This window comes from Stenotrophomonas sp. K-6 (assembly GCF_056861555.1).
Genome location: NZ_JBSPUC010000002.1, coordinates 10,741 through 32,608, shown reverse-complemented (window position 1 = coordinate 32,608; position 21,868 = coordinate 10,741). Strand labels below are relative to the sequence as shown.

The 21,868-nt window shown below is 67.4% G+C and carries 22 protein-coding genes; all 22 read right to left on the bottom strand.

Annotated features, from left to right (window positions below):
- Nucleotide 1: 1 nt before the first annotated feature.
- The gene (locus tag AC13F7_RS05540; protein WP_121036725.1) at nucleotides 2-742 is read right to left on the bottom strand and encodes a flagellar motor protein; all 741 of its coding nucleotides are present in this window, start codon (nucleotides 740-742) and stop codon (nucleotides 2-4) included.
- A gap of 79 nt (nucleotides 743-821) precedes the next feature.
- The gene (locus tag AC13F7_RS05535; RefSeq protein WP_482999513.1) at nucleotides 822-2,660 is read right to left on the bottom strand and encodes a chemotaxis protein CheA; all 1,839 of its coding nucleotides are present in this window, start codon (nucleotides 2,658-2,660) and stop codon (nucleotides 822-824) included.
- A 5-nt stretch (nucleotides 2,661-2,665) separates the two neighbouring features.
- Complete coding sequence (locus AC13F7_RS05530) at nucleotides 2,666-3,280, bottom strand: protein phosphatase CheZ (RefSeq protein WP_482999512.1); 615 nt, start codon at nucleotides 3,278-3,280, stop codon at nucleotides 2,666-2,668.
- Nucleotides 3,280-3,672 (bottom strand): chemotaxis response regulator CheY, encoded by a 393-nt coding sequence (cheY, locus tag AC13F7_RS05525; RefSeq protein WP_184997074.1) that lies wholly within the window; start codon nucleotides 3,670-3,672, stop codon nucleotides 3,280-3,282. Before cheY ends, AC13F7_RS05530 begins: the two co-directional genes overlap by 1 nt.
- Nucleotides 3,673-3,688: 16 nt before the next feature.
- Nucleotides 3,689-4,435 carry an RNA polymerase sigma factor FliA gene (locus AC13F7_RS05520; RefSeq protein ID WP_123729188.1) on the bottom strand — a complete coding sequence of 249 codons (747 nt, stop codon included), beginning with the start codon at nucleotides 4,433-4,435 and terminating at the stop codon, nucleotides 3,689-3,691.
- Complete coding sequence (locus AC13F7_RS05515) at nucleotides 4,432-5,319, bottom strand: MinD/ParA family ATP-binding protein (protein WP_482999511.1); 888 nt, start codon at nucleotides 5,317-5,319, stop codon at nucleotides 4,432-4,434. Before AC13F7_RS05515 ends, AC13F7_RS05520 begins: the two co-directional genes overlap by 4 nt.
- Nucleotides 5,306-6,961, bottom strand: a complete 1,656-nt coding sequence (locus AC13F7_RS05510) for an AAA family ATPase (RefSeq protein WP_482999510.1) — start codon at nucleotides 6,959-6,961, stop codon at nucleotides 5,306-5,308. Before AC13F7_RS05510 ends, AC13F7_RS05515 begins: the two co-directional genes overlap by 14 nt.
- A 149-nt stretch (nucleotides 6,962-7,110) precedes the next feature.
- Nucleotides 7,111-9,192, bottom strand: a complete 2,082-nt coding sequence (flhA, locus tag AC13F7_RS05505; RefSeq protein ID WP_483000092.1) for a flagellar biosynthesis protein FlhA — start codon at nucleotides 9,190-9,192, stop codon at nucleotides 7,111-7,113.
- A gap of 23 nt (nucleotides 9,193-9,215) precedes the next feature.
- On the bottom strand, nucleotides 9,216-10,346 hold the full coding sequence (flhB, locus tag AC13F7_RS05500) for a flagellar biosynthesis protein FlhB (protein WP_481468161.1): 1,131 nt from the start codon (nucleotides 10,344-10,346) through the stop codon (nucleotides 9,216-9,218).
- 254 nt (nucleotides 10,347-10,600) lie between these two features.
- A complete protein-coding gene (locus AC13F7_RS05495; RefSeq protein WP_482999509.1) occupies nucleotides 10,601-12,745 on the bottom strand; it encodes a putative bifunctional diguanylate cyclase/phosphodiesterase in 2,145 nt (714 codons plus the stop codon).
- A 204-nt stretch (nucleotides 12,746-12,949) separates the two neighbouring features.
- Nucleotides 12,950-13,741, bottom strand: a complete 792-nt coding sequence (gene fliR / locus AC13F7_RS05490; RefSeq protein ID WP_123729193.1) for a flagellar biosynthetic protein FliR — start codon at nucleotides 13,739-13,741, stop codon at nucleotides 12,950-12,952.
- A 10-nt stretch (nucleotides 13,742-13,751) separates the two neighbouring features.
- Complete coding sequence (locus AC13F7_RS05485) at nucleotides 13,752-14,021, bottom strand: flagellar biosynthetic protein FliQ (protein WP_019184809.1); 270 nt, start codon at nucleotides 14,019-14,021, stop codon at nucleotides 13,752-13,754.
- A gap of 39 nt (nucleotides 14,022-14,060) precedes the next feature.
- Entirely contained in the window at nucleotides 14,061-14,843 is a 783-nt protein-coding gene (gene fliP, locus AC13F7_RS05480) for a flagellar type III secretion system pore protein FliP (RefSeq protein WP_346490214.1), read from the bottom strand.
- 2 nt (nucleotides 14,844-14,845) lie between these two features.
- Nucleotides 14,846-15,247, bottom strand: coding sequence for a flagellar biosynthetic protein FliO (gene fliO / locus AC13F7_RS05475; RefSeq protein ID WP_346470592.1), 402 nt, complete (start codon nucleotides 15,245-15,247; stop codon nucleotides 14,846-14,848).
- Nucleotides 15,244-15,597 carry a flagellar motor switch protein FliN gene (gene fliN / locus AC13F7_RS05470; RefSeq protein WP_123729195.1) on the bottom strand — a complete coding sequence of 118 codons (354 nt, stop codon included), beginning with the start codon at nucleotides 15,595-15,597 and terminating at the stop codon, nucleotides 15,244-15,246. The genes fliO and fliN overlap by 4 nt, the downstream gene beginning before the upstream one ends.
- Nucleotides 15,594-16,601, bottom strand: coding sequence for a flagellar motor switch protein FliM (gene fliM / locus AC13F7_RS05465; RefSeq protein WP_346468348.1), 1,008 nt, complete (start codon nucleotides 16,599-16,601; stop codon nucleotides 15,594-15,596). Before fliM ends, fliN begins: the two co-directional genes overlap by 4 nt.
- Before the next feature lie 9 nt (nucleotides 16,602-16,610).
- Nucleotides 16,611-17,126 carry a flagellar basal body-associated FliL family protein gene (locus tag AC13F7_RS05460; RefSeq protein WP_481468158.1) on the bottom strand — a complete coding sequence of 172 codons (516 nt, stop codon included), beginning with the start codon at nucleotides 17,124-17,126 and terminating at the stop codon, nucleotides 16,611-16,613.
- A 114-nt stretch (nucleotides 17,127-17,240) separates the two neighbouring features.
- Entirely contained in the window at nucleotides 17,241-18,404 is a 1,164-nt protein-coding gene (locus AC13F7_RS05455) for a flagellar hook-length control protein FliK (protein ID WP_482999508.1), read from the bottom strand.
- Nucleotides 18,401-18,859, bottom strand: a complete 459-nt coding sequence (fliJ, locus tag AC13F7_RS05450) for a flagellar export protein FliJ (RefSeq protein ID WP_482999507.1) — start codon at nucleotides 18,857-18,859, stop codon at nucleotides 18,401-18,403. The genes AC13F7_RS05455 and fliJ overlap by 4 nt, the downstream gene beginning before the upstream one ends.
- 4 nt (nucleotides 18,860-18,863) lie before the next feature.
- Nucleotides 18,864-20,243 carry a FliI/YscN family ATPase gene (locus AC13F7_RS05445; RefSeq protein WP_123729200.1) on the bottom strand — a complete coding sequence of 460 codons (1,380 nt, stop codon included), beginning with the start codon at nucleotides 20,241-20,243 and terminating at the stop codon, nucleotides 18,864-18,866.
- Nucleotides 20,240-20,878 carry a FliH/SctL family protein gene (locus tag AC13F7_RS05440; protein WP_482999506.1) on the bottom strand — a complete coding sequence of 213 codons (639 nt, stop codon included), beginning with the start codon at nucleotides 20,876-20,878 and terminating at the stop codon, nucleotides 20,240-20,242. The genes AC13F7_RS05445 and AC13F7_RS05440 overlap by 4 nt, the downstream gene beginning before the upstream one ends.
- A complete protein-coding gene (gene fliG, locus AC13F7_RS05435) occupies nucleotides 20,875-21,861 on the bottom strand; it encodes a flagellar motor switch protein FliG (RefSeq protein ID WP_123729202.1) in 987 nt (328 codons plus the stop codon). The genes AC13F7_RS05440 and fliG overlap by 4 nt, the downstream gene beginning before the upstream one ends.
- Between the last annotated feature and the right edge of the window lie 7 nt (nucleotides 21,862-21,868).

The following is a 21,868-nucleotide window of genomic DNA, read 5'->3' as shown; positions in this document are numbered from 1 at the left end:
GTCAGTGCAGGAACCCGGACAGGTTGGTTTCGATGTTGCGCGGGTTTTCACCCTGGGCGATGGAGATCAGCCCTTCGATGATCATTTCGCGGTCGCGGCTGTTGTGATGGATCACGCTCTTGAGCTTGGCCGAGACCGGCAGGAACAGCAGGTTGGCCGAGGCGATGCCGTAGATGGTGGCGGTGAACGCGGCGGCGATGCCGTGGCCGAGCTTGCTCGGGTCGGCGAGGTTCTTCATCACCGCGATCAGGCCGAGCACGGCGCCGATGATGCCCAGCGTCGGCGCATAGATGCCCATGCCCTCGAACACCTTGGAGGCGGCCAGATCCTGGCTCTCCTGGCTGCTCAGCTCGATTTCCATCATGTGCCGGATGGTCTCCGGCTCCACACCGTCCACCAGCAGCTGCAGGCCCTTGCGCAGGAACGGGTCGTCCTGGGCATCGACCTGGGCTTCCAGGCCGAGCAGGCCCTGGCGGCGGGCGATGTTGCTCCACTCCACGATCTGCTGGATCAGGTGCCGGCGGTCGCTGCTCGGCGGCAGGATCACCCACTTCACGATCTTGAAGGCATGCTTGAACACGGCCGGCGAGGTGTGCAGCAGGATCGATGCGATGGTGCCGACGATGACGATCACGAAGGCGGCCGGCGACCACAGCGACGCCAGACCGGCCCCCTTGAGGATGCTGCCGCCGACCAGTGAGGCCAGCGCGAGGAAAAGTCCAATGAGGCTGAGTCTGTCCATGGGTCCGTTATCGGCTTGTGTGAATGGGACTTGAGACGCCGAAGGAATCCACTGATGCGGCGGTCACACTTTCACGCGGTCAATCGTGGTGGGTGCGCAGCCCGTCCACGTCCAGGATCAGCGCCATGCGGCCGTCACCGATGAGGGTGGCGCCGGCATAGCCACGCAGTCCGCGCAGGGCTTTGGGCAGCGGCTTGATCACCACTTCCTCGCGGCCGCGCACCTGGTCGACCACCAGGCCAAAGCGGGCTTCACCGGCCTGCAGTACCACGATGGTCAGCAACGAGGACGGCATCGGCTCCACGTCCAGCCAATGGCGCAGATCCACCAGGGCCAGCGTGTGCGATTTGCGGTCCAGCACGGCGCGGCCATCGAACCACCCCAGGGAGCTGTTGGGGGCGTGCAGCACCTCCATCACACGGGCCAGCGGCAGAGCGTAGACGTCCTCGCCGGCCTGCACCAGCAGGGTCGGCAGGATGGCCAGCGTGAGCGGCACGCGGATCATGAAGCGGCTGCCACGGCCCAGCTCGGACTGGATCTGGATCTGGCCGCTGAGTTCGCGGATGCGCGACTGGACCACGTCCATGCCCACGCCGCGGCCGGAGATGTCGGTCACCTGCTGCTTGGTCGAGAACCCGGGCAGGAAGACCAGATGCAGGCATTCCTCGCTGCTCAGGCGGGCGGCAGCTTCCGGATCGATCAGGCCCTTCTCGCGCGCCTTCTGGCGCAGACGTTCCGGATCGATACCCGCGCCATCGTCCTGCACTTCGATGCTGACGTAGTCGCCTTCCTGCTGGGCCGACAGGCGCACGTGGCCGCTGCGCGGCTTGCCCTGGGCTTCGCGCAGGTCCGGCATCTCCACGCCGTGATCGATCGCGTTGCGGACCAGATGGACCAGTGGATCGGCCAGCGCTTCGACCAGGTTGCGGTCCAGCTCGGTCTCGGCACCGATCAGTTCCAGCTCCACTTCCTTCTTCAGCGAGCGCGCGACATCGCGGGCCACCTTGGGGAAGCGCGAGAACACCTTGCCGACCGGCTGCATGCGGGTGCGCATCACCGCCGACTGCAGGCGGGCGGTGGCGATGTCCAGGGTGGAGACCGCGCGGTCCAGCTCTTCATCGTGCAGGCGCGCGCGCAGGGTCTTGAGCCGGTTGCGCGAGAGCACCAGTTCGCCGATCAGGTTGACGATCGCATCCAGGCGTTTGGTATCCACGCGCACGGTGTGCTCGGCCTCGGCGACCGGCTTGTTGGGCGCCGGCTTGTTGGCGGCAGGCGCGGCGGGCGCTGCCACTGCACGCGGCGCCGGGGCCGGTGCAGCCGTCACGGGCTTGGCACCGGGTGCCGCGCCGCCGTGCAGCTGGTCGAGCAGGGATTCGAACTCGTCCTCGCTGATCATGCCGTCGTCTTTCCTGGCGGCGACCGCGGTCGGTGCGGCACCGCCATGCAGCTGGTCGAGCAGTGCTTCGAATTCATCGTCGGTGATCAGCTCACCGCTGCTGGGGCCGGCGGCGGCGCTCGGTGCGGCCGCCGGCGTCGCCGGGCCGTTGACGTCGAACTGTGCGATCAGCTCCGGCGGGGCATAGCCCGGCTCGGTGCCGGCCGAGACCGAGTCCAGCATCGACTGCAGATAGTCCAGCGACTGCTGGGCCGCGTCGAAGTGATGGGCTTGCAGCGTGGCCTGGCCCGAGCGCGCCATGCCGAGGGTTTCCTCGGCGGCGTGGCACAGCTCGACCATCGCCTGGATGCCGAGGAAGCCCGCGCCGCCTTTGAGCGTGTGGAACCCGCGGAACACGGCGTTGAGCTGGTCACCGTCCTGGGGCGCCTGCTCCAGCGACACCAGCTGTTCGCCAAGGCGATCCAGGATCTCCTGGGCCTCGAGGATGAAGTCGGCAGCGATATCGTCCGGAACAGCACTCATGATCGTTAAAGTCCCAAATCGGAGAGCAGGTCGTCAGCGTCGACCTGTGAAACCTGGTGGCGGTCCAGACCGGTCACGGCCGGGCCGGCCAGACCGTTGTCGCGCTTGTGCGCGGTGTCGTCCTGCGGCGGCAGCCCGAGTGCACCGAAGCCTTCATGCACGCGACGCACGATGCCCACCACGCGGCGGATGATCTGCCCGGTGAGATCCTGGTAGCTCTGGGTGAGTGCGATCTCGGTCAGGTTGTGGCGGATGCGGTCCAGCTGCTGGTCCTGGTCGGCCGTCACGCCATTGGCGCGCAGCTGCTCGGTGAGCGTGCGGCATTCTTCGGCCAGGTCCAGGGTGCGGTGGGTGGCCTGTTCGGTCATCGCCACCACGTGATCCAGACGCGCGCAGGCATCGTCCAGTTCGCCGGCTTCGCTGGGCAGGCTGGGCAGCTCGCCCAGTGCCTGGCCCAGCTCGCGGGCAAGCCGGTTCAACCCGGCCATCATCGGCTGGGTCCGCAGTGCGGCCAGTGCATCGATTTGCTGACGCCACGCTGCTTCGTCGCCCGATTCCAGCGCGGCCAGTGCATCCTGCAGGCGCTGCACCAGCGCTGATTTGTCGCTCAGGGTTTCCATCAGGCGCTCGCCGCCAGACGTTCGAAGATCTTGCCGAGCTTTTCTTCCAGGGTCTGGGCGGTGAACGGCTTGATGATGTAGCCGTTGACGCCGTTCTGGGCCGCTTCGATGATCTGCTCGCGCTTGGCTTCTGCGGTCACCATCAACACCGGCAGGGTCTTGAGCTTGGCGTCGGCGCGGATGGCCTTGAGCAGGTCGATGCCCGTCATCACCGGCATGTTCCAGTCGGTGACCACGAAATCGAACGGCTGGCTCTGCAACAGCATCAGCGCGGCATGCCCGTCCTCGGCTTCGGCGGTGTTGGTGAAGCCCAGATCGCCCAGCAGGTTCTTGACGATACGACGCATGGTCGAAAAATCGTCGACGATCAGGATACGCATGTTCTTGTCCAAAGCTCTTTCCTCGGTCTTAATGGTTCTCGAGGCCGGCGTCGGCCGCCTCGAAGATTTTCAGTCGGCCACGCAGGCGCAGCACGGCCTGGCCATGGATCTGGCACACGCGCGATTCGCTGACGCCCAACACGGCGCCGATCTCTTTCAGGTTCAGTTCCTGCTCGTAGTACAGCGACAGGACCAGCTGTTCGCGCTCGGGCAGCAGTCCGATGGCGTTGCCCAGCTCACGTCCGAACTCACCGCGCTCCAGCACCTGCTGCGGGGTCGGGCCGCCCTGGGCAACGGTGTCCAGTTCGCCCTGGTCCTCGATCCGTGATTCCAGGCTCAGCACCTGGCCGCGCGAGGCATCTTCCATCAGGCGCAGGTAGTCCGGCAGCGGCATGTCCATCGCGGCGGCCACTTCCGTGGCGCTGGCGGCACGGCCGGTGCTCTGCTCAAGCCGGCGGATGGTGGCGGCGGCGTCGCGGGCGCGGCGGTGGACCGAGCGCGGTACCCAGTCGCCACGGCGGATCTCATCGATCATCGAGCCACGGATGCGGATCGAGGCATAGGTCTCGAACGAGGCGCCCTGGTCGGCGTCGTAGCTGCGCGACGCTTCGATCAGGCCCATCATGCCGGCCTGGATCAGGTCGTCCACTTCCACGCTCGCCGGCAGGCGGGCGGCCAGGTGATGGGCGATGCGGCGGACCAGGTCGGAGTGCTGGGCAATGCACTCGTTGGCTGCGACCCGCTGGACCTCTTTGTATTGTGCGGCGCCTTTCATGCGGTCACCCCGCGTTGCTTGAGGATGCGTTCGAGGAAGAACTCAACGCCGCCACGTGGCTCGGTCGGGGCCTGCCAGCGTGCGGTACGGCGCGCGATCTCGGTCAGTGCCAGCGCCGAGGGGCTGGACGGGTAGGCCTTCACCACCGGCTGCTGGCGCTGGACCGACAGGCGCAGCCAGTCGTCCTGCGGCACGCAGCCCAGGTAGTTGAGCGAGACATCGGCGAGGAACTTCTCGCAGACGCGGGTCAGCTTCTCGTACAGCACCCGGCCTTCATTCGGGTCGCGCACCATGTTGGCGACCACCTGGATCCGGTCCACGCCGCGTTCGCGCGAGAGCACTTTGATCAAGGCGTAGGCGTCGGTGATCGAGGCCGGCTCATCGCAGACCACGACGACGGTGTCCTGGGCGGCCTGGCAGAACGTCAACACGCCGTCGGTGATGCCCGCGGCCGTGTCCACCACCATGATGTCCAGCTCACGCTCCAGCTCGGAAAACACGTTGATCAGCCCGATGTGCTCGGCCTGCTGCAGCTCGGCCATGTTGCGGCGGCCGGAGGCGGCCGGCACCACCAGCAGGCCGCCGGGGCCTTCGATGATGACCTCCTCCAGCGTGCAGCGCCCGGCGATCAGGTCGGCCAGGGTCACGGTCGGCTTCAGCCCCAGGATCACATCGACATTGGCCAGGGCCAGGTCGGCATCCAGCAGCAGGGTGCGTTTGCCCATGCTGGCAAGCGCCACGGCCAGGTTGGCCGAAACGTTCGTTTTGCCCACGCCGCCCTTGCCGCCGGTGACGGCGATGGTGCGGACCGGGCCCAGCGGCTGGCTTCGGGTAGCCGACAACGGGAAGGTCTGGGTCAGCTTGGCGTACTCACGCGACGGCATGGTTCAACTCCGGGTTGCAGGGCATATCGGCCGCGCGGCGCAAATCTTCAAGGCGAAGTACAAGATTGGCCGCACTGGCACGGTGCAGGTCTTCAGGAACGTCCTGGCCATCGGTGACCCAGGTGATCGGCAGGCGGTGGTCCACGGCCACCGACAGGGCGGTACCGAAGCGCCCGGTCTCGTCCAGCTTGCTCAGCACCACACCCTGCGGGTTGGCGGCGCTGAAGCGGCGGACCACCTCGTCCATGTCGCCGAAACTGGTGTTGGCCGGCAGCACCAGCAGGGTGCGGATCTGCTCGGCGGCCCGCAGCCACTGCAGCTGGGCGGCCAGCGCACGGTCGCGCGGGCCCAGGCCGGCGGTGTCGATCAGGACCAGTTTGTAGTCCTTCAGGCGTTCCAGCAGCTGGTTCAGATCGCTGCCACTGCTGGCCTCGTGGACGGCGATGCCGAGCTGGCGGCCGAAGCCGTACAGCTGCTCGCGGGCGCCGATGCGGCCGGTATCGGTGGTGACCAGGGCCACATCGCGGGCGGCGTGGGCTTCGGCGAAGCGCGAGGCCAGCTTGGCGATGGTGGTGGTCTTGCCGGCACCCGTCGGGCCGACCAGGGCGATCACGCCGCCCGCTTCGAGCGGGTCGACCGGGGCGATCGGCAGCTTCTTGGAGAGCAGGCCGAGCATCAGGCCGCGGCCACGGTGGGCTTCGGTGTCCAGCGGAATCTGCATGGCCACGTCACGGCTGATGCCGGCGTCGAAGCCGTATTCATCCATCAGGTCCAAGGCGGCCGCACGGACCGGCGAGCCGCGCAGGCGTTCGTCGGTGAAGCGGTGCATCTCGCGCTCGATGACGTGGCGCATGCCCGCCACTTCGTGACGCAGCTGGCGGAGTTCTTCGTCGTCGCGCGGGATCAGGCTCAGCTCCGGCACGCTGGCCACGACCGGTGCCGGTTCGTTGGCGGCGGCCGCGGTGGTCACCGGCAGCGGCAGCGGCAGCGCCGGCGGTACGGCGGTGGCCACGATCGCGGCCGGGGCGAGCACCGCCGCGGCCGGCAATGCGGGCTCGTCCATTTCATCCAGTGGTGGATCGATCACGAAACGGGCGCGGTTGATCGCGGCGGGCGCGGCAACAGCCTCCACCGGCTCGGCGGGCGCCGCCGCCGCGGCCTGCTCGACATTGAACGGCGCGAAGATCTGCTCCGGCAGCGACGGTTCGTTGACAGCCGGGTTGAGGCCTGCGCGGGCCAGGGTGGCGGCAAAGCCATCACTGCCGCGCGGCGGCACTACTTCGTGGGCGGTATCGAGCGTGCGGCCGGTCGCGCCGACAGCGGCGCGCGCCAGGGCGGCAACGGCCGAAGTGGTGGCCGCGACCGGCTCGGGCGTGGCGACCGGGGCCTTGCGACGGGTCACCGCCGCGATCACGGCATCGGCGGCGCTGCGTGGGCGCGGGGCCGGCGGCGGAGCGACGTCCTTGCGGGCCGCTTCCAGGGCACGCTGCACGGCGTCTTCATCGTAGTTCGCCGCCGCCACGATTTCGACACCTTCCGCGATCCGGCGGTTGGACAGGATCACGGCGTCCGGACCGTGTTCCTTGCGCACCAGGTTCATGGCCGAGCGCATATCGGAGGCGACGAAGCGTTTGATTTTCATGCTGTGGTACCGGGACTGGGGCGGCGGAGTGGTGGAAGGGAAACGCTGGTTGTCGGTGGTCTGCACGGTCAGGGATTCCCTTTATTTCCTGCTGCGGTGAATTCGAATGAGGTGTCTGTTTTCTGTCGCGTTGCCGTCGGGCGCCTGGCTCAACTGATCGTGCCGACCAGCTTCAACCGTTTGTCCTCGGGTACCTCGCTGTAGGCGAGTACGGACAGCGAGGGGACGCTGTGGCGTACCAGCCGTGCCAGCGCGGCACGTACCGGGCCGGGGACCAGCACGACCGCCGGCTCGTTCTTCGCTTCCTGCTTGCCGACACATTCGGCCAGGCTTTGATGCAGTCGCTCGGCGAGTCCGGGTTCCAGCGCGGCGCCGTTGCCCTGAGTGGACTCCTGCAAGACGCGTTCCAGTTGCGGATTGAGGGTGAACACCGGCAGCTCCGCCGACATGCCGGCGATCTCCTGCACGATGAAGCGGCCCAGTGCATTGCGTACGGCAGCGGTCAGCACGGCCGGGTCCTGGCTGGTCGGGGCACTTTCCACCAGCGATTCGACGATCTTGCGCAGTTGGCGGATCGGGATGCGTTCGATCAGCAGGTTCTGCAGCACGCGCACCACGGCCGAGAGCGGCAGCGACTTCGGCGTCAGATCCTCGACCAGCTTCGGTGCGCTCTTGGCCAGGTTGGCCAGCAGCTGCTGCACTTCTTCATGGCCCAGCAGTTCCGGGGCGTGCTCGCGGATCAGGTGCGATAGATGCGTGGCCACCACGGTGGCCGGATCGACCACCGTGTAGCCCATTGTTTCGGCGTTGGCGCGCTGGTGCGGCTGGATCCAGGTGGCGTCCAGGCCGAAGGCTGGATCCTTTCCGGCGATGCCTTCCAGCGTGCCCAGCGCACTGCCCGGGTCCAGCGCGAGTTCGCGGTCGGGGTGGATCTCGGCGGTGGCCACGGGCACGCCGTGGATCAGCAGGCGGTAGGCCGTGGCAGGCAACTCGAGGTTGTCGCGGATATGGACGGAGGGAATCAGGAAGCCGATGTCGTGGGTGAGCTTGCGGCGCACCCCCTTGATCCGCGCCATCAGCTCGCCGCCCTGATTCTTGTCGACCAGTGGGATCAGGCGATAGCCGACCTCCAGGCCCAGCGGATCGACCGGGCGCAGTTCGTCCCAGGTCAGCTCAGCGGTGGGCGACGGGGTGGCACCGGGCAGCCCCAGGGCTTCAGAGCGGCCGGCAGCGGGGGATTCGGCGGCGCGCGCAGCGGCCACGCTCTTCTTCCAGGCCTTCCAGGCAACGAAGCCGAGGAGGGCCGCCAGCGTCAAGAAGGCGACGTTGGGCATGCCCGGGACCAGGCCGACCACACCCATGATCGCAGCGGCAATGGTGAGCGCGCGGTACTGGCCGAACACCTGGCCCATCATGGCCTGGGCCATGTCCTGCGAGCGCGAGGCGCGGGTCACCAGCATGGCCACCGCCGAGGACACCAGCAGCGCCGGCAGCTGCGCCACCAGACCGTCACCGATGGAAAGCAGGGTGTAGGTAGCGGCGGCATCACCGAACGGCATGCCGTGCTGGAGTACGCCGACGGCCAGGCCGCCGATCAAGTTGATGAAAAGGATCAGGATGCCGGCGATCGCATCGCCGCGGATGAACTTGCTGGCACCGTCCATCGCGCCGTAGAAATCGGCTTCCTCGCGGACTTCTTCGCGGCGGGCCTTGGCCTCTTCGCGCGTCAGCAAACCGGCGTTGAGATCGGCGTCGATGGCCATCTGCTTGCCGGGCATGGCATCGAGGATGAAGCGCGCGGTGACTTCGGACACGCGGCCGGCACCCTTGGTGATCACCACGAAGTTGATGATGGTCAGGATCGCGAACACCACGATGCCGACCGCGTAGTTGCCGCCGATGACGAACTCACCGAACGCGGCGATCACCTTGCCCGCCGCTTCATGGCCGTTCTGGCCATGCAGCAGGATCACGCGGGTGGAGGCCACGTTCAGCGCCAGCCGCAGCATGGTGGTGATCAGCAGCACGATCGGGAAGATCGTGAAGTCCAGCGGGCGCTTCACGTACACCACCGCCAGCAGCACCATCAGCGAGATGGCGATGTTGAAGGTGAACAGTGCATCGAGCACCGGTGGGGCCAGCGGGACCACCACCATCGCCAGCAGCGCCAGCACGATCAGTGGGGCGCCGAGGCCGTTGCGGATCATGTCCATGGCGCGGCGCGCGGTCATGCCGCCGGCAGCGGGCTGTGCACTCATGGGCGGGCTCCCTTGCCGAATTCATCGATGTCGATGCTGGGGCTGGCCGGCATCGGGCCGGTGTGCCAGCTGCGCAGCTGATAGACGTAGGAGAGGACCTGGGCCACGGCCGAATACAGTCTCACGGGAATTTCCTTTCCAAGTTGACCTTCCCGATACAAGGCGCGTGCCAAAGGCGGGGCGGAGACGATGGCGACCTTGTTGCCGTCGGCCACTTCACGGATACGCAGGGCGGTTTCATCTACGCCCAGGGCCACCACGGTGGGGGCGCCCATCTTTCCGCCCTCGTATTTCAGGGCGACCGCGTAGTGCGTCGGGTTGACCACCACCACGTCGGCGGTGGGCACCGCTTCCATCATCCGGCGGTTGGCCAGCTGCTGCTGGAGCTGGCGGATGCGGCCCTTGACCTCCGGGCTGCCCTCGCTTTCCTTCATTTCCCGGCGCAGCTCTTCACGGGTCATCTTCAGCTTGCGCATCCAGTTCCAGCGCTGGTACGGGGCATCGATGAAGGCCAGCAGCATCATGGCGCCGCCGGTGGCCAGCATCAGCTTCAGGGTGAAGCCCAGGCCATGCACCATGGCGGCCTCCAGCGGCTGGTTGAGGAGGTCGCGCAGCGAGCGGATGCCGTGCCAGACCACCAGCCCGGCAGCGGTGCCGACAAAGACGATGCGCAGCAGCGATTTGGTGAACTCGGCGATCGCTTCGGGGCCATACAGGCGCTTCATGCCCGCCATCGGGCTCATCCGGGTGAAGTCCGGCATCATCGATTTGTTGGACCAGCGCAGCCCGCCCATCACCACCGGTGACAGGAAACTGGCCAGCAGGCAGATCACGATCAGGGGCCACATCGCCAGCATCAGGCGCAGCAGCAGCTCGCCGAAGTGCCCGAACAACGCCTTCGGGTGCAGCCACAGGGCCGGCTCGGGGCTCAGCGCGAACTGCATCCAGCTCTTGGTGTTGCGGGCGATGGTGCCGGAGAACGCCATCAGCGCCAGAACACCGGCACCGAACACGGCCGCCGTGGCCAGCTCACGCGAGCGCGGGATGTTGCCTTGTTCCCGGGCATCGCGCAGGCGTTTTTCGGTGGGTAATTCGGTTTTTTCGCCGGCTTGTTCGTTCTCGGACATCAGGGCACGACACGGGAGGAGATGCCGGTGTCCGTGCAAGAACCGTTCCGCGAGCCGCCAGCGACGGTAGTGCCGGCCGCTGGCCGGCTGCAGGGGATGCCTGCTGGTTTCTGGGGAGCCGGCCAGCGGCCGGCACTACCGCGTCGCCAGCCTCACCCTGCCGAGGCACCAGGGCGGGCGGGGGGCGGGGGGCGGGGGTGGCGGGTTGGTTGGGGGGCCCCGGCCCCGCGCCCGCCACTACCGCGTCGCCAGCCTCACCCTGCCGAGGCACCTGGGCGTGCCTGGGCCTTCCAGTCTACCGCCACCTCCACTCTGGGGCGGGGCAGGTCATGCAGCTGCATGAAGCGCTCCGGGTCCACCGGCCGCCCCAGCAGATACCCCTGCAGGTAATCGCAGCCCAGTCGCTCCAGGTAAGCTCTCTGGCCGGCGGTCTCGACGCCTTCGGCGACGATGTCCATGTCCAGGGCATGCCCCAGCGCCACGATCGCCGACACGATCACTACGTCCTCCGAGCTGTTCTCCAGGTCGCGCACGAAGGCGTGGTCGATCTTGATCTCGGTGGCCGGCAGCCGCTTGAGGTACAGCAGGCTGGAATACCCTGTCCCGAAATCATCGATGGAGATGCCCACGCCCAATGCGGCCATTGCCTGCAGCAGGGTCAGGCTGACTTCGGTGTCACGCATCACGGTGCTTTCCGTGATCTCCAGGATCAGCCGGCGCGGCTCGAGATGGTGGGTCTTGAGGGCCTCGCGCACTTCCTGCAGCAGGTTGGGCGAGGCGAACTGGATCGGGGAGAGATTCACCGAGACCGTCCAGCCGTCATGACCGGCGTTGTGCCACGCACGCAGCTGGCGGCAGGCTTCGTTGAGTGCCCAGCGGCCAATATCATTGATCACCCCGCTGCGTTCGGCCAGGCGGATGAAGCGGTCCGGCGGAATCAGGCCCTGCTGCGGGTGACGCCACCGGATCAGCGCTTCGGCCCCGCTGATCGACTGGCCGGCGACGCGCGTCTTGGGTTGGTAGTGCAGGAACAACTGCTCGGTGCCGATCGCCCGGCGCAGGTCGGCGAGGAGCTGGAACTGCTGCTCGGCACTGTCGTTCATCCAGTCGGCGAAGCGCACATACGCGTTGCGGCCCGCCTCCTTGGCCTGGTACATCGCCGCATCGGCGGAGGCCATGAGCTGGCGCTCATTGGCGGCATGGTCGGGGCAGATGGCGATGCCGATGCTGGCGGTGACCTGCAGGTCGTGACCGCCCAGCAACGGCTCGCGGCCCACGGCCTGGATGATGCGGCTGGCCAGCGTGGCGACATCCTCATCGTTCTCGATCGGCACCACCAGCACGAACTCGTCGCCGCCCAGGCGCGCGATCATGTCCCCGGGCCGCAGCAGCTTGCGGGTGCGGTCGGCGACGGCGACCAGCAATGCATCGCCAGTCTGGTGACCGTAGGCATCATTGACCTGTTTGAAGCCGTCCAGATCCATGAACATCACCGCGAACCGACTGCCGCGCTGCTCGGCTTCGGCAAGCGCCTGCTCGATGCGCTGCTGCAGCAGGCGGCGGTTGGGCAGGCGGGTCAGGGGATCGTGCAGGGCGGCCTGGGTCAGCTCGGCCTGGGCGTCATCCAGTGAACTGCTCAGGTCGGTATTGCGCAGGCGCAGCAGCTGTGCCTCCATGCGCTGGTCCAGCCAGGAGACGATCAGCACGATGGCCAGGATCGCGATGGTGAGCACCAGTACCACCAGCGCCAGCCACTGCGCCTGCAGACCGTCACCGGCGACCGCACCGCAGATGCTGCCGGCGGGAAAACGCGCGGCGGCCATGCCGGTGTAATGCATGCCGGCAATGGCGGCACCGAGCACCAGTGCGGGCGCGACGCGGTCACGAAGACGGCGGTGGCTGCTGCGCAGACGGAAGGCGATGTGTAGCGCGGTCCAGGACGCGGCCACGGCGATGAGCAGCGACAGCGCCACCCAGCCGAGGTGGTAGTCGATCCCGGGCAGCATGTGCAGTGCGGCCATGCCCAGATAGTGCATTGCTGCGATCCCACTGCCCATCAACAGCGCACCGAGCGCGAGGCGCCCGTGCGGCAGGGTCGGGCGCGAGACCAGCCACAGCGCGAAGATGGACGAGGCCATGGCGGCCAGCAGTGAGACCGTGGTCAGGCCCAGCGCATAGCCCAGCGGGATAGGGAGCCGGAAGGCGAGCATGCCGATGAAGTGCATCGACCAGATGCCCAGGCCCATCGCACCTCCGCCGCCGGTCAACCAGAGCCAGGTGGAGCGACGTGTGGCCGCGGTCGTGACCCGGCTGGCCATGTCCAGCGCGGTGAAGGAGGCCAGTACGGCGACCAGGAACGACACGACGACCAACCACGGGGTATAGCTGCCGATCAGCATGGATGACTCTCTCCCTGGTCAACACCTGAGCGATACGACAGAACGCCACGCCATCACCGCAGACAGCGGGTGAAGGTTTCGTCGTCGCCGTGCGACGGCGCAGCGGAGCGCAGGACTCAGACTAACAAGCCGACCGGGGGGCGCTGCAAGTGACGAATGGCCCGCGTTCGGCCCGATTCCGCGCTGTCCCGGGTGTGTCCCGGGTCAGCGGCTGACGCTGTCGGCCGCGTCGAAGGCGGCATCGAACAGGCGCTGCACCGGCGGCCCCATTTCGCCGGCCAACACGGTCAGCAGGAACAGCCCCAGCAGCAGGGCCACCGGCAGGCCGAGCTGGATTGGATTGAGCGCAGGTGCCGCGCGTGCCAGCACGCCGAAGGCCAGATTGATGGCCAGCATCGCCACGGTAAGCGGCAGCGCCAAGGTGAGCGCGCCACGGAACACCTGCAGCAGGAACGTGGGAGCGATGGCGAAAAACGCATGCGGATCGGGCAGGGCGGTGCCGATCGGCAGGGCTTTGTAGCTGTCCATCAACAATGAGATCAGCGCCAGATGCCCGTTGGAGGCGAAGAACAGCAGGCCGAACAGCAGATAGAACCACTGACCGATCACGCCGGAGCTGCCACCGCGCATCGGGTCACTCATCTGCGCGAACGCCAGGCCGGTCCCTTGGGCCACCAGTTCACCAGCCATCGCGCCGGCCTCGAACACCAGCCGCAGCAGGAAGCCGATGGAGATGCCGATGGCCAGTTCGCGGGCGATGGTCAGCACCGTCGCCGCATCGAAGCCGGTCCATTCCGGGACCGGCGGCAGCATAGGTGAGAGCGCGATTGCCAGTGCGCCGGCGAGCATCACGCGCACCCGCGAGGGCACGGCGCGGGTGCCGATCAGCGGCATCGCCATGATCATCGCGCCGATGCGCAGCATGGTCCACAGGATCGTGCCGATCATGCCGAAGGCCTGCAGGCCATCGGCGGCCATCTGGGTCGCGGAATCCACGGCGGCTGCCTCAGCCGATCAGGTGGGGAATGCGCTGGAACAGCAGCGTGGTGTATTCGACCAGGTGGCCGATCAGCAGGCTGCCGAGCGCGAACAACACGACCGTCAAGGCCGCGGCCTTGGCCACGAAGGCGATGGTCGGTTCGTTGAGCTGGGTCGCTGCCTGCACTACGCCGACCACCACGCCGACGATCAGCACGGTGAGCAGCAGCGGGCCGGCGACCCAGAGCACGGTGATCAGGCCACCACGCAGTTCGGTCAGGGCAAGTTCGGGCGTCATGTCAGTCTCGGGTCCGTATCGATCAACAAGGCAGGGCGGTCAGACCGCATTGAAACTGGCGGCCAGGGTGCCCACCACCAGCACCCAGCCATCCACCAGCACGAACAACAGGATCTTGAACGGCGCGGAGACCAGCATCGGCGAGAGCATCATCATGCCCATGGACATCAGCACGCTGGCCACGACCAGGTCGATGATCACGAACGGGATGAAGATCAGGAAGCCGATCTCGAAAGCGGTCTTCAGTTCGCTGGTGACAAACGAGGCGACCAGGATCGGGAACGGAATGGCGTCCGGGCTGGCGTAGGTACCGTGGCCGGCCATACCGGCGAAGGTCATCAGATCCGTCTCGCGGATCTGCGCCAGCATGAAGGCGCGCAGCGGCTGGGTGGTCAGCGTCCAGGCGGTCTGGAAATCGATCTCGCCGTTGAGGTACGGCGCCATGCCGCTGCCCCAGGCCTTCTGCCACACCGGCAGCATCACCATCGCGGTAAGGAACAGGGCCAGGCCGAGGAGCACCTGATTGGACGGCGTCTGGCCGGTACCCAACGCCTGGCGCAGCAGGCCCAGCACGATGATGATGCGGGTGAAGGCGGTCAGCACCAGCAGCATCGAGGGGATCAGGGTGATCGCCGTCATCAGCAGCAGCGTCTGCAGCGGCAGGCTGACCGGTTGGCCGCCGATCTTGCCGACATTCACGTCCGGCAGCGCGGGCACACCCGGCACGCCGGGCGCGGCCCAGGCCAGGGCCGGCAGCGCACACAGCAGGGCAGTCAGCAACAGCGGCAGGTAACGGGTCCAGGAGGTACGGGGGCCACGCATGTTCAGGGTTCCTTGCGCAGCCGCTGTTGCAGCAGCTGGGCGAAATTCGGGAGGTGTTTGAAATCGGGAAGGCGTGCCGGCGTCGGAGCCGGCAGAGGTTCGGGCAGCTGATGCAGGGTGTTGATGCCGCCGGCGGTGACACCCAGCAGCAGCTGGGTGCCATTGACCTCGACCACCACCACGCGTTCTTTTGCGCCGACGGTCAGGCTGGCAACCACCCGCAGGCCTTCGGCCGGGCGGAAGCCGCTGCCGGGCATACGCTTGAGCAGCCAGCCCAGGCCGACGATCAAGGCCAGCACGCCCAGCAGTGCCAGTACCGCACCGAACATGCCCGGTGCGGCGGCGGCATGCTGGCCGACCTTGACGGTCGACGCGCCGGCGGCGATCAGCAGCCCGGTGCTCAACGCAGTCTCCGGATCCGTTCGCTCGGGCTGACCACGTCGGTCAAGCGCACGCCGAAGCGGTCGTTGATCACCACCACCTCGCCATGGGCGATCAGGGTGCCGTTGACGAACACGTCCAGCGATTCACCAGCACCGCGTTCCAGTTCCACCACCGAACCCTGGTTGAGCTGCAGCAGGTTGCGGATCGGCAGGCGCGCACGGCCCACTTCCAGCGACAGGGTCACCGGCACATCCAGGATCACATCCAGGTTCAGCTCGGGACCGAGGTTCTCATCGGACTGCAGCGTGGTGAACTGCGCCGGTGCCGGTTCCGCCGGGGACAGCGGTTCGTTGGATTCGATATCGTTCATTTCGAGACTTCCTGGAGTACGGGAACGCGTGGGCGGGTGCCCGGGGGATGGGTGGCGGTGATCTTGACGGCGTTGCAACCGTTGGCGATGCCGAACTCGCCGGTGAACACCGGGATGTTCTCCACGCACAACGGCACCTGCGCCGGCATGTCGATCGAGAGGATGTCGCCGACCTTCAGGCCGGTCAGTTCACGCAGGGTCATGCGCTTGCTGGCCAGGACGCTGGACAGCGTGACTTCGGCGATGTTGAGCTGTTCGCGCAGCATCACGCCCCAGCTGGCATCACGATCGTTGCGGTCGCTCTGGATGCCGGCGTCGAGCAGCTCGCGGATCGGTTCGAGCATCGAGTAGGGCAGGGTGACGTGGATGTCGCCGCCACCGCCGTCGAGTTCGACATGCAGGCGGCACACCACCACGTACTCGCGCGGCGTCACGATGTTGGCGAAGTGCGGATTGATCTCGGAGTTGATGTACTCCAGCTCCACATCCATTACCGGTGCCCACGCTTCCTGCAGGTCGGCGAAGGTCTGCTTGAGCAGCAGGTGGATGACGCGCATTTCCGTCGCGGTGAACTCGCGGCCTTCGATGCGGGTCGGGTAGCGCCCGTCGCCCCCGAAGAAGTTGTCCACGATCGCGAACACCAGCGTCGGCTCGAACACGATCAGCCCCGTACCGCGCAGCGGCTTGAAGCGGATCAGGTTGAGGTTGGTCGGCACGTACAGCGAGTGCATGTAGTCGTTGAACTTGATCAGCTCGATGCCGCGCACGGACAGTTCGGCCGAGCGCCGGATCAGGTTGAACAGACCGATGCGCCACAGGCGCGCGAAGCGCTCGTTGACCATTTCCAGGGTCGGCATGCGGCCGCGGATGATGCGGTCCTGACTGGCAAAGTCATACGAGCGCGCCTCGCCGGGCGTGGCAGCATCGACGTCGGTCTCGACCGCACCGGAGTCCACGCCGTGCAACAGCGCATCAATCTCATCCTGGGAAAGCAGGTCATTCATGGTCGGCCCTTACTGGGTGACGAAACTGGTGAACAGCAATTCGTCGGCACCCGGCTTGCCGGTTTCGGCCTTGAGCAGCTTCTGCACTTCGGCCAGCGAGGTGGCCTGCAGGCGCTCCTTGCCCGCGCGGTCGGCGATGTCGGTCGGCTCGACCTGCGAGAACAGCATCAGCAGCTTGGCGCGGATCGCCGGGGCATGGAGCTTGATCGCTTCCATGGCAGCCGGATCGCGGCTCATCAGCTGCACTTCGACCTGCAGGTAGCGTGGGCCGTCGAAGCTGCTGTTGAGGTTGACCACGAACGGCGGCTCCAGACCGAAGTACTGGGCCGGTGCCGGCACCGCGGCCTTGGCGGCCGGCTTGGCGGCCTTGTCGTCGTGCTGGGACTGGGTGAAGTACCAGACGCCGCCACCGGCGGCACCGGCAGCGAGCACCGCGACCAGGGCGGTGATCAGGATCGGACGGCGCGGCTTGGCCGGCTTGTCCTTTTCGGCGGATTTCTTGGTTTTATCGGCGGCTGCGGCCACGAGGAAGCTCCAGAGGATTGCTTCCTGACTACATGCAAAGGCTGTGCCTGAATGCTGTAGACGGCGGGTGTCGGGTTTCTGGCGGCGCCGCCGAAGCGGCGTCGCACTCGGGGATTACGCGTAGGCGTCGACCAACCCGCGCTGACGGATCAACTGCGAGGGCGACAGAGTAGTCTCGGCCATCAGCGGTTCACCGTCATCGCCCACGCCGCTCCGGGCACCATCGCCGCGGCCGCCATTCTGTGCGGTCTGCTGCTGGCCCACATCGGCCTGGCCGAGCTGGAAACCCTGTTCGCCGAGCATGTCGCGCAGGCGCGGCAGACTGCTTTCCAGTGCATGACGCACGTCGGCATGGGCGCTGGTGAAGGTCGCATGGACCTTGTCACCGTCCAGATGCAGTCGCACGTCGATCGGGCCCAGGTCGTTCGGGGTGATTTTGATATGGGCGTGGCCGATCTTCTGGTCCGCCAACCAACTGACGCGGGCGCCGACGGCATCATCGAAATCGCCAGCGCCCAGCTGCGGGGTGGCGGTCGGCGAGCCGGTAAAGGGCGGGGCCGCTGCCGGTTTGGCGTCGACGATGCTCTGCAGGGCGTGCAGCACCGGCGTGGCCGGTGCGTCCGGACCATCGCTGGCGGCAGCGCTCAGCGCCTCGGTAAAGGTCTTCAACAGCGGCACGGCATCGGCTGGGGCGGCGTCGGCCGCCAGGGCGGGCAGGGCGATGCCGCTTGTCGCAGGTGCCGCCGGAGCCAGCGGGCCCGCTGCCGGCGCGGTGGTGTCCGCAGTGGCGGTGGCCAGCGTCGGCAGCGCCGCCGTCGTGGGCGCAGCACCGGCGGCGGCCCCGGCAGGCGCCGGCGCGACCGGCACGGGCACCACAACCGGCAGCCCGTTCAACGCCAAGCCGGCCAGGCCGAACGGCGGCCACGCTGCATCGTCGTCCGCCGCCTCGGCCACCGGCTTATCGGCGGTGGCGGGCGGCGCGGTGCTGGTATCGGTAGTGGCAGGCGCCTCGGCGGTGTCTTTGCTGCTGGCGCTGCCGGGGCGTGGTGCGGTGTCCTTGCCGGTATCCGGTGTTGCAGCGTCCTTGCCCGCAGGTGCGTCGCGGCGCCCCGCGGGCTTGCTGGATGCTGCCGGGCGTGGCGTGTCAGTGCCGGGCGAGAGCATCGCGTCAAACTCTCGACGATCGCTGCCGCTGGACAGCTCAGGGCGTGCGGAGGACGCACCCGTGCTGCCGTTCTGCAGCGGTGCGGTGCCGCCAAGCAGGGCCGAGGGCATCATGGCGCGCCTCCATTGTCGCTGTCTTCGCGCTGGGCCTGGCGCGAACGACGTGCGCCCAGATCGTCCATCTCGCGCTGGTCGCGGCGATCGGTGACCACCTTTTCCTGCGCGCGGTAACTGGCGGCCAGCTGCTCAAGCACCTGCTTGTCGCGGCTGGCCAGGATCAGACGCGCGCGTTCGGCCTCGACCTTTTCGCGGTTGTTGTCCACGGTCTGGCGCTGTTGGGCCACGGCGCTGTCCAGACGATCCAGGAACGCGCGCCGGTTCATCAGCTGCGCCGGACTGGTCGCGGCCATCTGCGCGCCGGCATATTCGTCGGCATAGCGGCGCAGCTCATCCAGCCGCGACACATGCGTGTCGAGTGAGCGCTGGCGTTCGGCGAGGTCGCGGGCGACCTCGTCCTCGTGGTCCTGGGCGCGCTTCAGCAATGGGTCGAATCGCTTGGATTGCATCATGGCTTTAACTCTCTGGTTCCACCAGCCGCTTGAGGGCGGCCTGACTGTGCGGTAGGTCGGCGGCTTTGCCGACGTCCTGGCCGAGGAATTCAACGATGTCCGACCAGCGCTCCAGCGCCTCGTCGGTCGCCGGGTCATTGCCGCGCTGATAGGCGCCGATCGCGATCAGGTCGCGGTTGGCCGAGTACGCCGAGACCAGCCGCTTGAGCTTGCGGATGCGCAGGCGCCACGGCTCGTCGGCGATTTCCGTGACCACGCGGCTGACCGACGATTCCACGTCGATCGCCGGGTACAGACCGCTGTCGGCCACGCGCCGCGAGAGCAGGATGTGGCCGTCGAGAATCGCGCGGGCGGCATCGGCGATCGGATCCTGCGGATCATCGCCTTCGGTCAACACGGTGTAGAACGCGGTGATCGAACCGCGGCCCTTGGCGCCGTTACCGGCGCGCTCGACCAGGGCCGGCAGCTTGGCGAACACGGATGGCGGATAGCCACGCGTGGTCGGCGGCTCACCGACCGACAGGCCGATCTCGCGCTGGGCTTGCGCGAAGCGGGTCAGCGAGTCCATCAGCAGCAGGACATTCAAGCCCTGGTCGCGGAACCACTCGGCGATCGCCGTGGCACGGTAAGCGCCGTGCAGGCGCGCCAGCGGCGGTCGGTCGGCCGGGCTGGCCACCACCACGGCGCGGCGCAGGCCTTCTTCGCCCAGCGTGCTTTCCACGAAGTCGCGGACTTCGCGGCCACGCTCGCCAATCAAGCCGACCACGATCACGTCCGCGGCGGTGTAGCGCGTCATCATGCCCAACAGGGTCGATTTACCGACACCGGAGCCTGCGAACAGGCCGACACGCTGGCCGCGGCCGATCGGCAGCAGCGCATTGATCGCGCGCACACCTACGTCCAGCGGCTGGGTGATCGGCTCACGGGCCAGCGGATTGATCGACACGCCGGCCATGCCGACGGTGCCTTCAGCGCGGATCGGGCCCTTGCCATCCAGCGGCACGCCGTCGCTGTCGATGACGCGGCCGAGCAGGCCTTCGCCGACTTCCACACCGCCGCGACCCAGCGCAGGCACGACCCGCGCATTGGGCAGCAGGCCGTGCAGTTCGGCGCTGGGCATCAGATAGGTGCGTTCGCCGGCAAAGCCGACCACTTCGGCATCCACCCAGCCACCGTCGGCGACTTCGACCTTGCAGCTGGCGCCCATCGGCGCTTCGCAGCCGACCGCTTCCAGGGTCAGGCCCACCGCGCGGCGCAGCACGCCTTCGCGGATCAGGCCACGGCCATGCGCGGTATCGGGGCGGATGTTGTCCAGGCGCGAGGCCAGCCGCAGGTTGCGGACGGCGGTCCAATCGGCCGGCGGGGGCAGGGTATCGGTGTTCATGGCGTGGTGCCTGCCTTGCGGATGACCGCATCGAGCGCGCCGCGCAGGCGGGCGTCCAGGGTGCCGTCGATGCGCACGGTCTCGGCGTGGACCCGCAGGTCGCCGCGGCTCAGGCTGAGATCCGGGGTGAGGCGCTGGTTCGGGGACAGGTTCAATACCGGGGTCAACGCAGCGATGTCGTCCGGGTGCAGACGCACTTCGACCTCGCGGGCGGCGCCGCCGACGGCGTCGACGGCCTCGTTGACCAATTGCGCCAGCAGTTCGGGCTCGGCTTCATACGCCCGGCCGACCAGATTGCCGGCGATGCGCACGGCCAGTTCGCCGAGCGCGGCCACTACTTCATTTTCCAACCGCACCAGCGGCCGGCTGAAGTTGTCCAGGATGCCTTCGATCTGTGCGATCAGCCGACGCACCTCGGCCTGGCCCTGGGCAAGGCCATCGGCGTGACCCTGGTCAAAGCCGTCCTTCTCGGCGTTGTCCTGGATCGCCTGTATCTCTTCCAGGGTCGGCAGCTGCAGCAGGGGTTCCGGTTCCAGCTCCGGATCCGGCTCGGTGAGTTCGAAGATATCTTCTTCCGGCGCCGGCTCGGGCACCGCCAGCAGATCCGGGGCAAGCCAGCGCACGGCAGCGTTCACAGCATGGCCTCCGCATTGCCACCAATGGTGACGGTGCCTTCATCGGCCATGCGCTTGACGATCGCCAGGATCTCGCGCTGCGCCACTTCCACATCCGACAGGCGCACCGGGCCACGGGCTTCCATGTCTTCCAGCAGGATCTCGGCCGCACGCTGGGACATGTTGCGGGTGATCTTGTCGCGCACCTTGATGTCGGCGCCGCGCAGGGCCAGGCCCAGGCGCTCGCCGCTGACTTCGCGCAGCACCAGCTGCAGTTCGCGGTCGTCCAGGTCCACCAGATCGTCGAACACGAACATCAGGTCCTGGATGCGGCCACTGAGCGGCGCATCGATGCGCGCGATCTCGCCCAGGATCGCCTGGTCCTGGCCACTGTCCATGAAGTTCAGGATGTTGGCCGCGCACTGCACGCCGCCGATGTTGGAGGACTTCAGGTTCTGGTTGCCGGCGAACTGGCGCTCCATGATCTCGTTGAGCTCATTGAGCGCGTTCGGCGGAATGCCATCCAGGGTCGCGATGCGCAGCAGCACATCCACGCGGGTGCGCTCGGGCAGCAGCTTGAGCGCGTCGGCGGCCTGGTCGGTTTCCAGATGGGCCATCACGATGGCGATGATCTGCGGGTGCTCGTTGCGGACCAGATCGGCGACGGCGCGCGGATCCATCCACTTCAGGGCATCCAGGCCGGTGGTGTTGCGGCCGAGCAGGATGCGGTCGATCAGGTTGCCGGCCTTCTCCGTGCCCAGCGCCTGCACCAGCATGTTGCGGATGTAGTCGTCCGAGCCCACGCCCAGCGAGGTCTTGGAGCCCAGTTCGGCACCGAACTGATCCATGACCCGCTCGACCTGTTCGCGGGTGATATCGGTCATGGTCGCCATGGCGATACCGATCTTCTGCACTTCCTTGGGTTCCATGTGGCGCAGCACTTCGGCCGCATCCAGTTCACCCAGCGAGAGCAGCAGCACTGCGGCGCGTTGGACGCCGGTCATGGGGGCG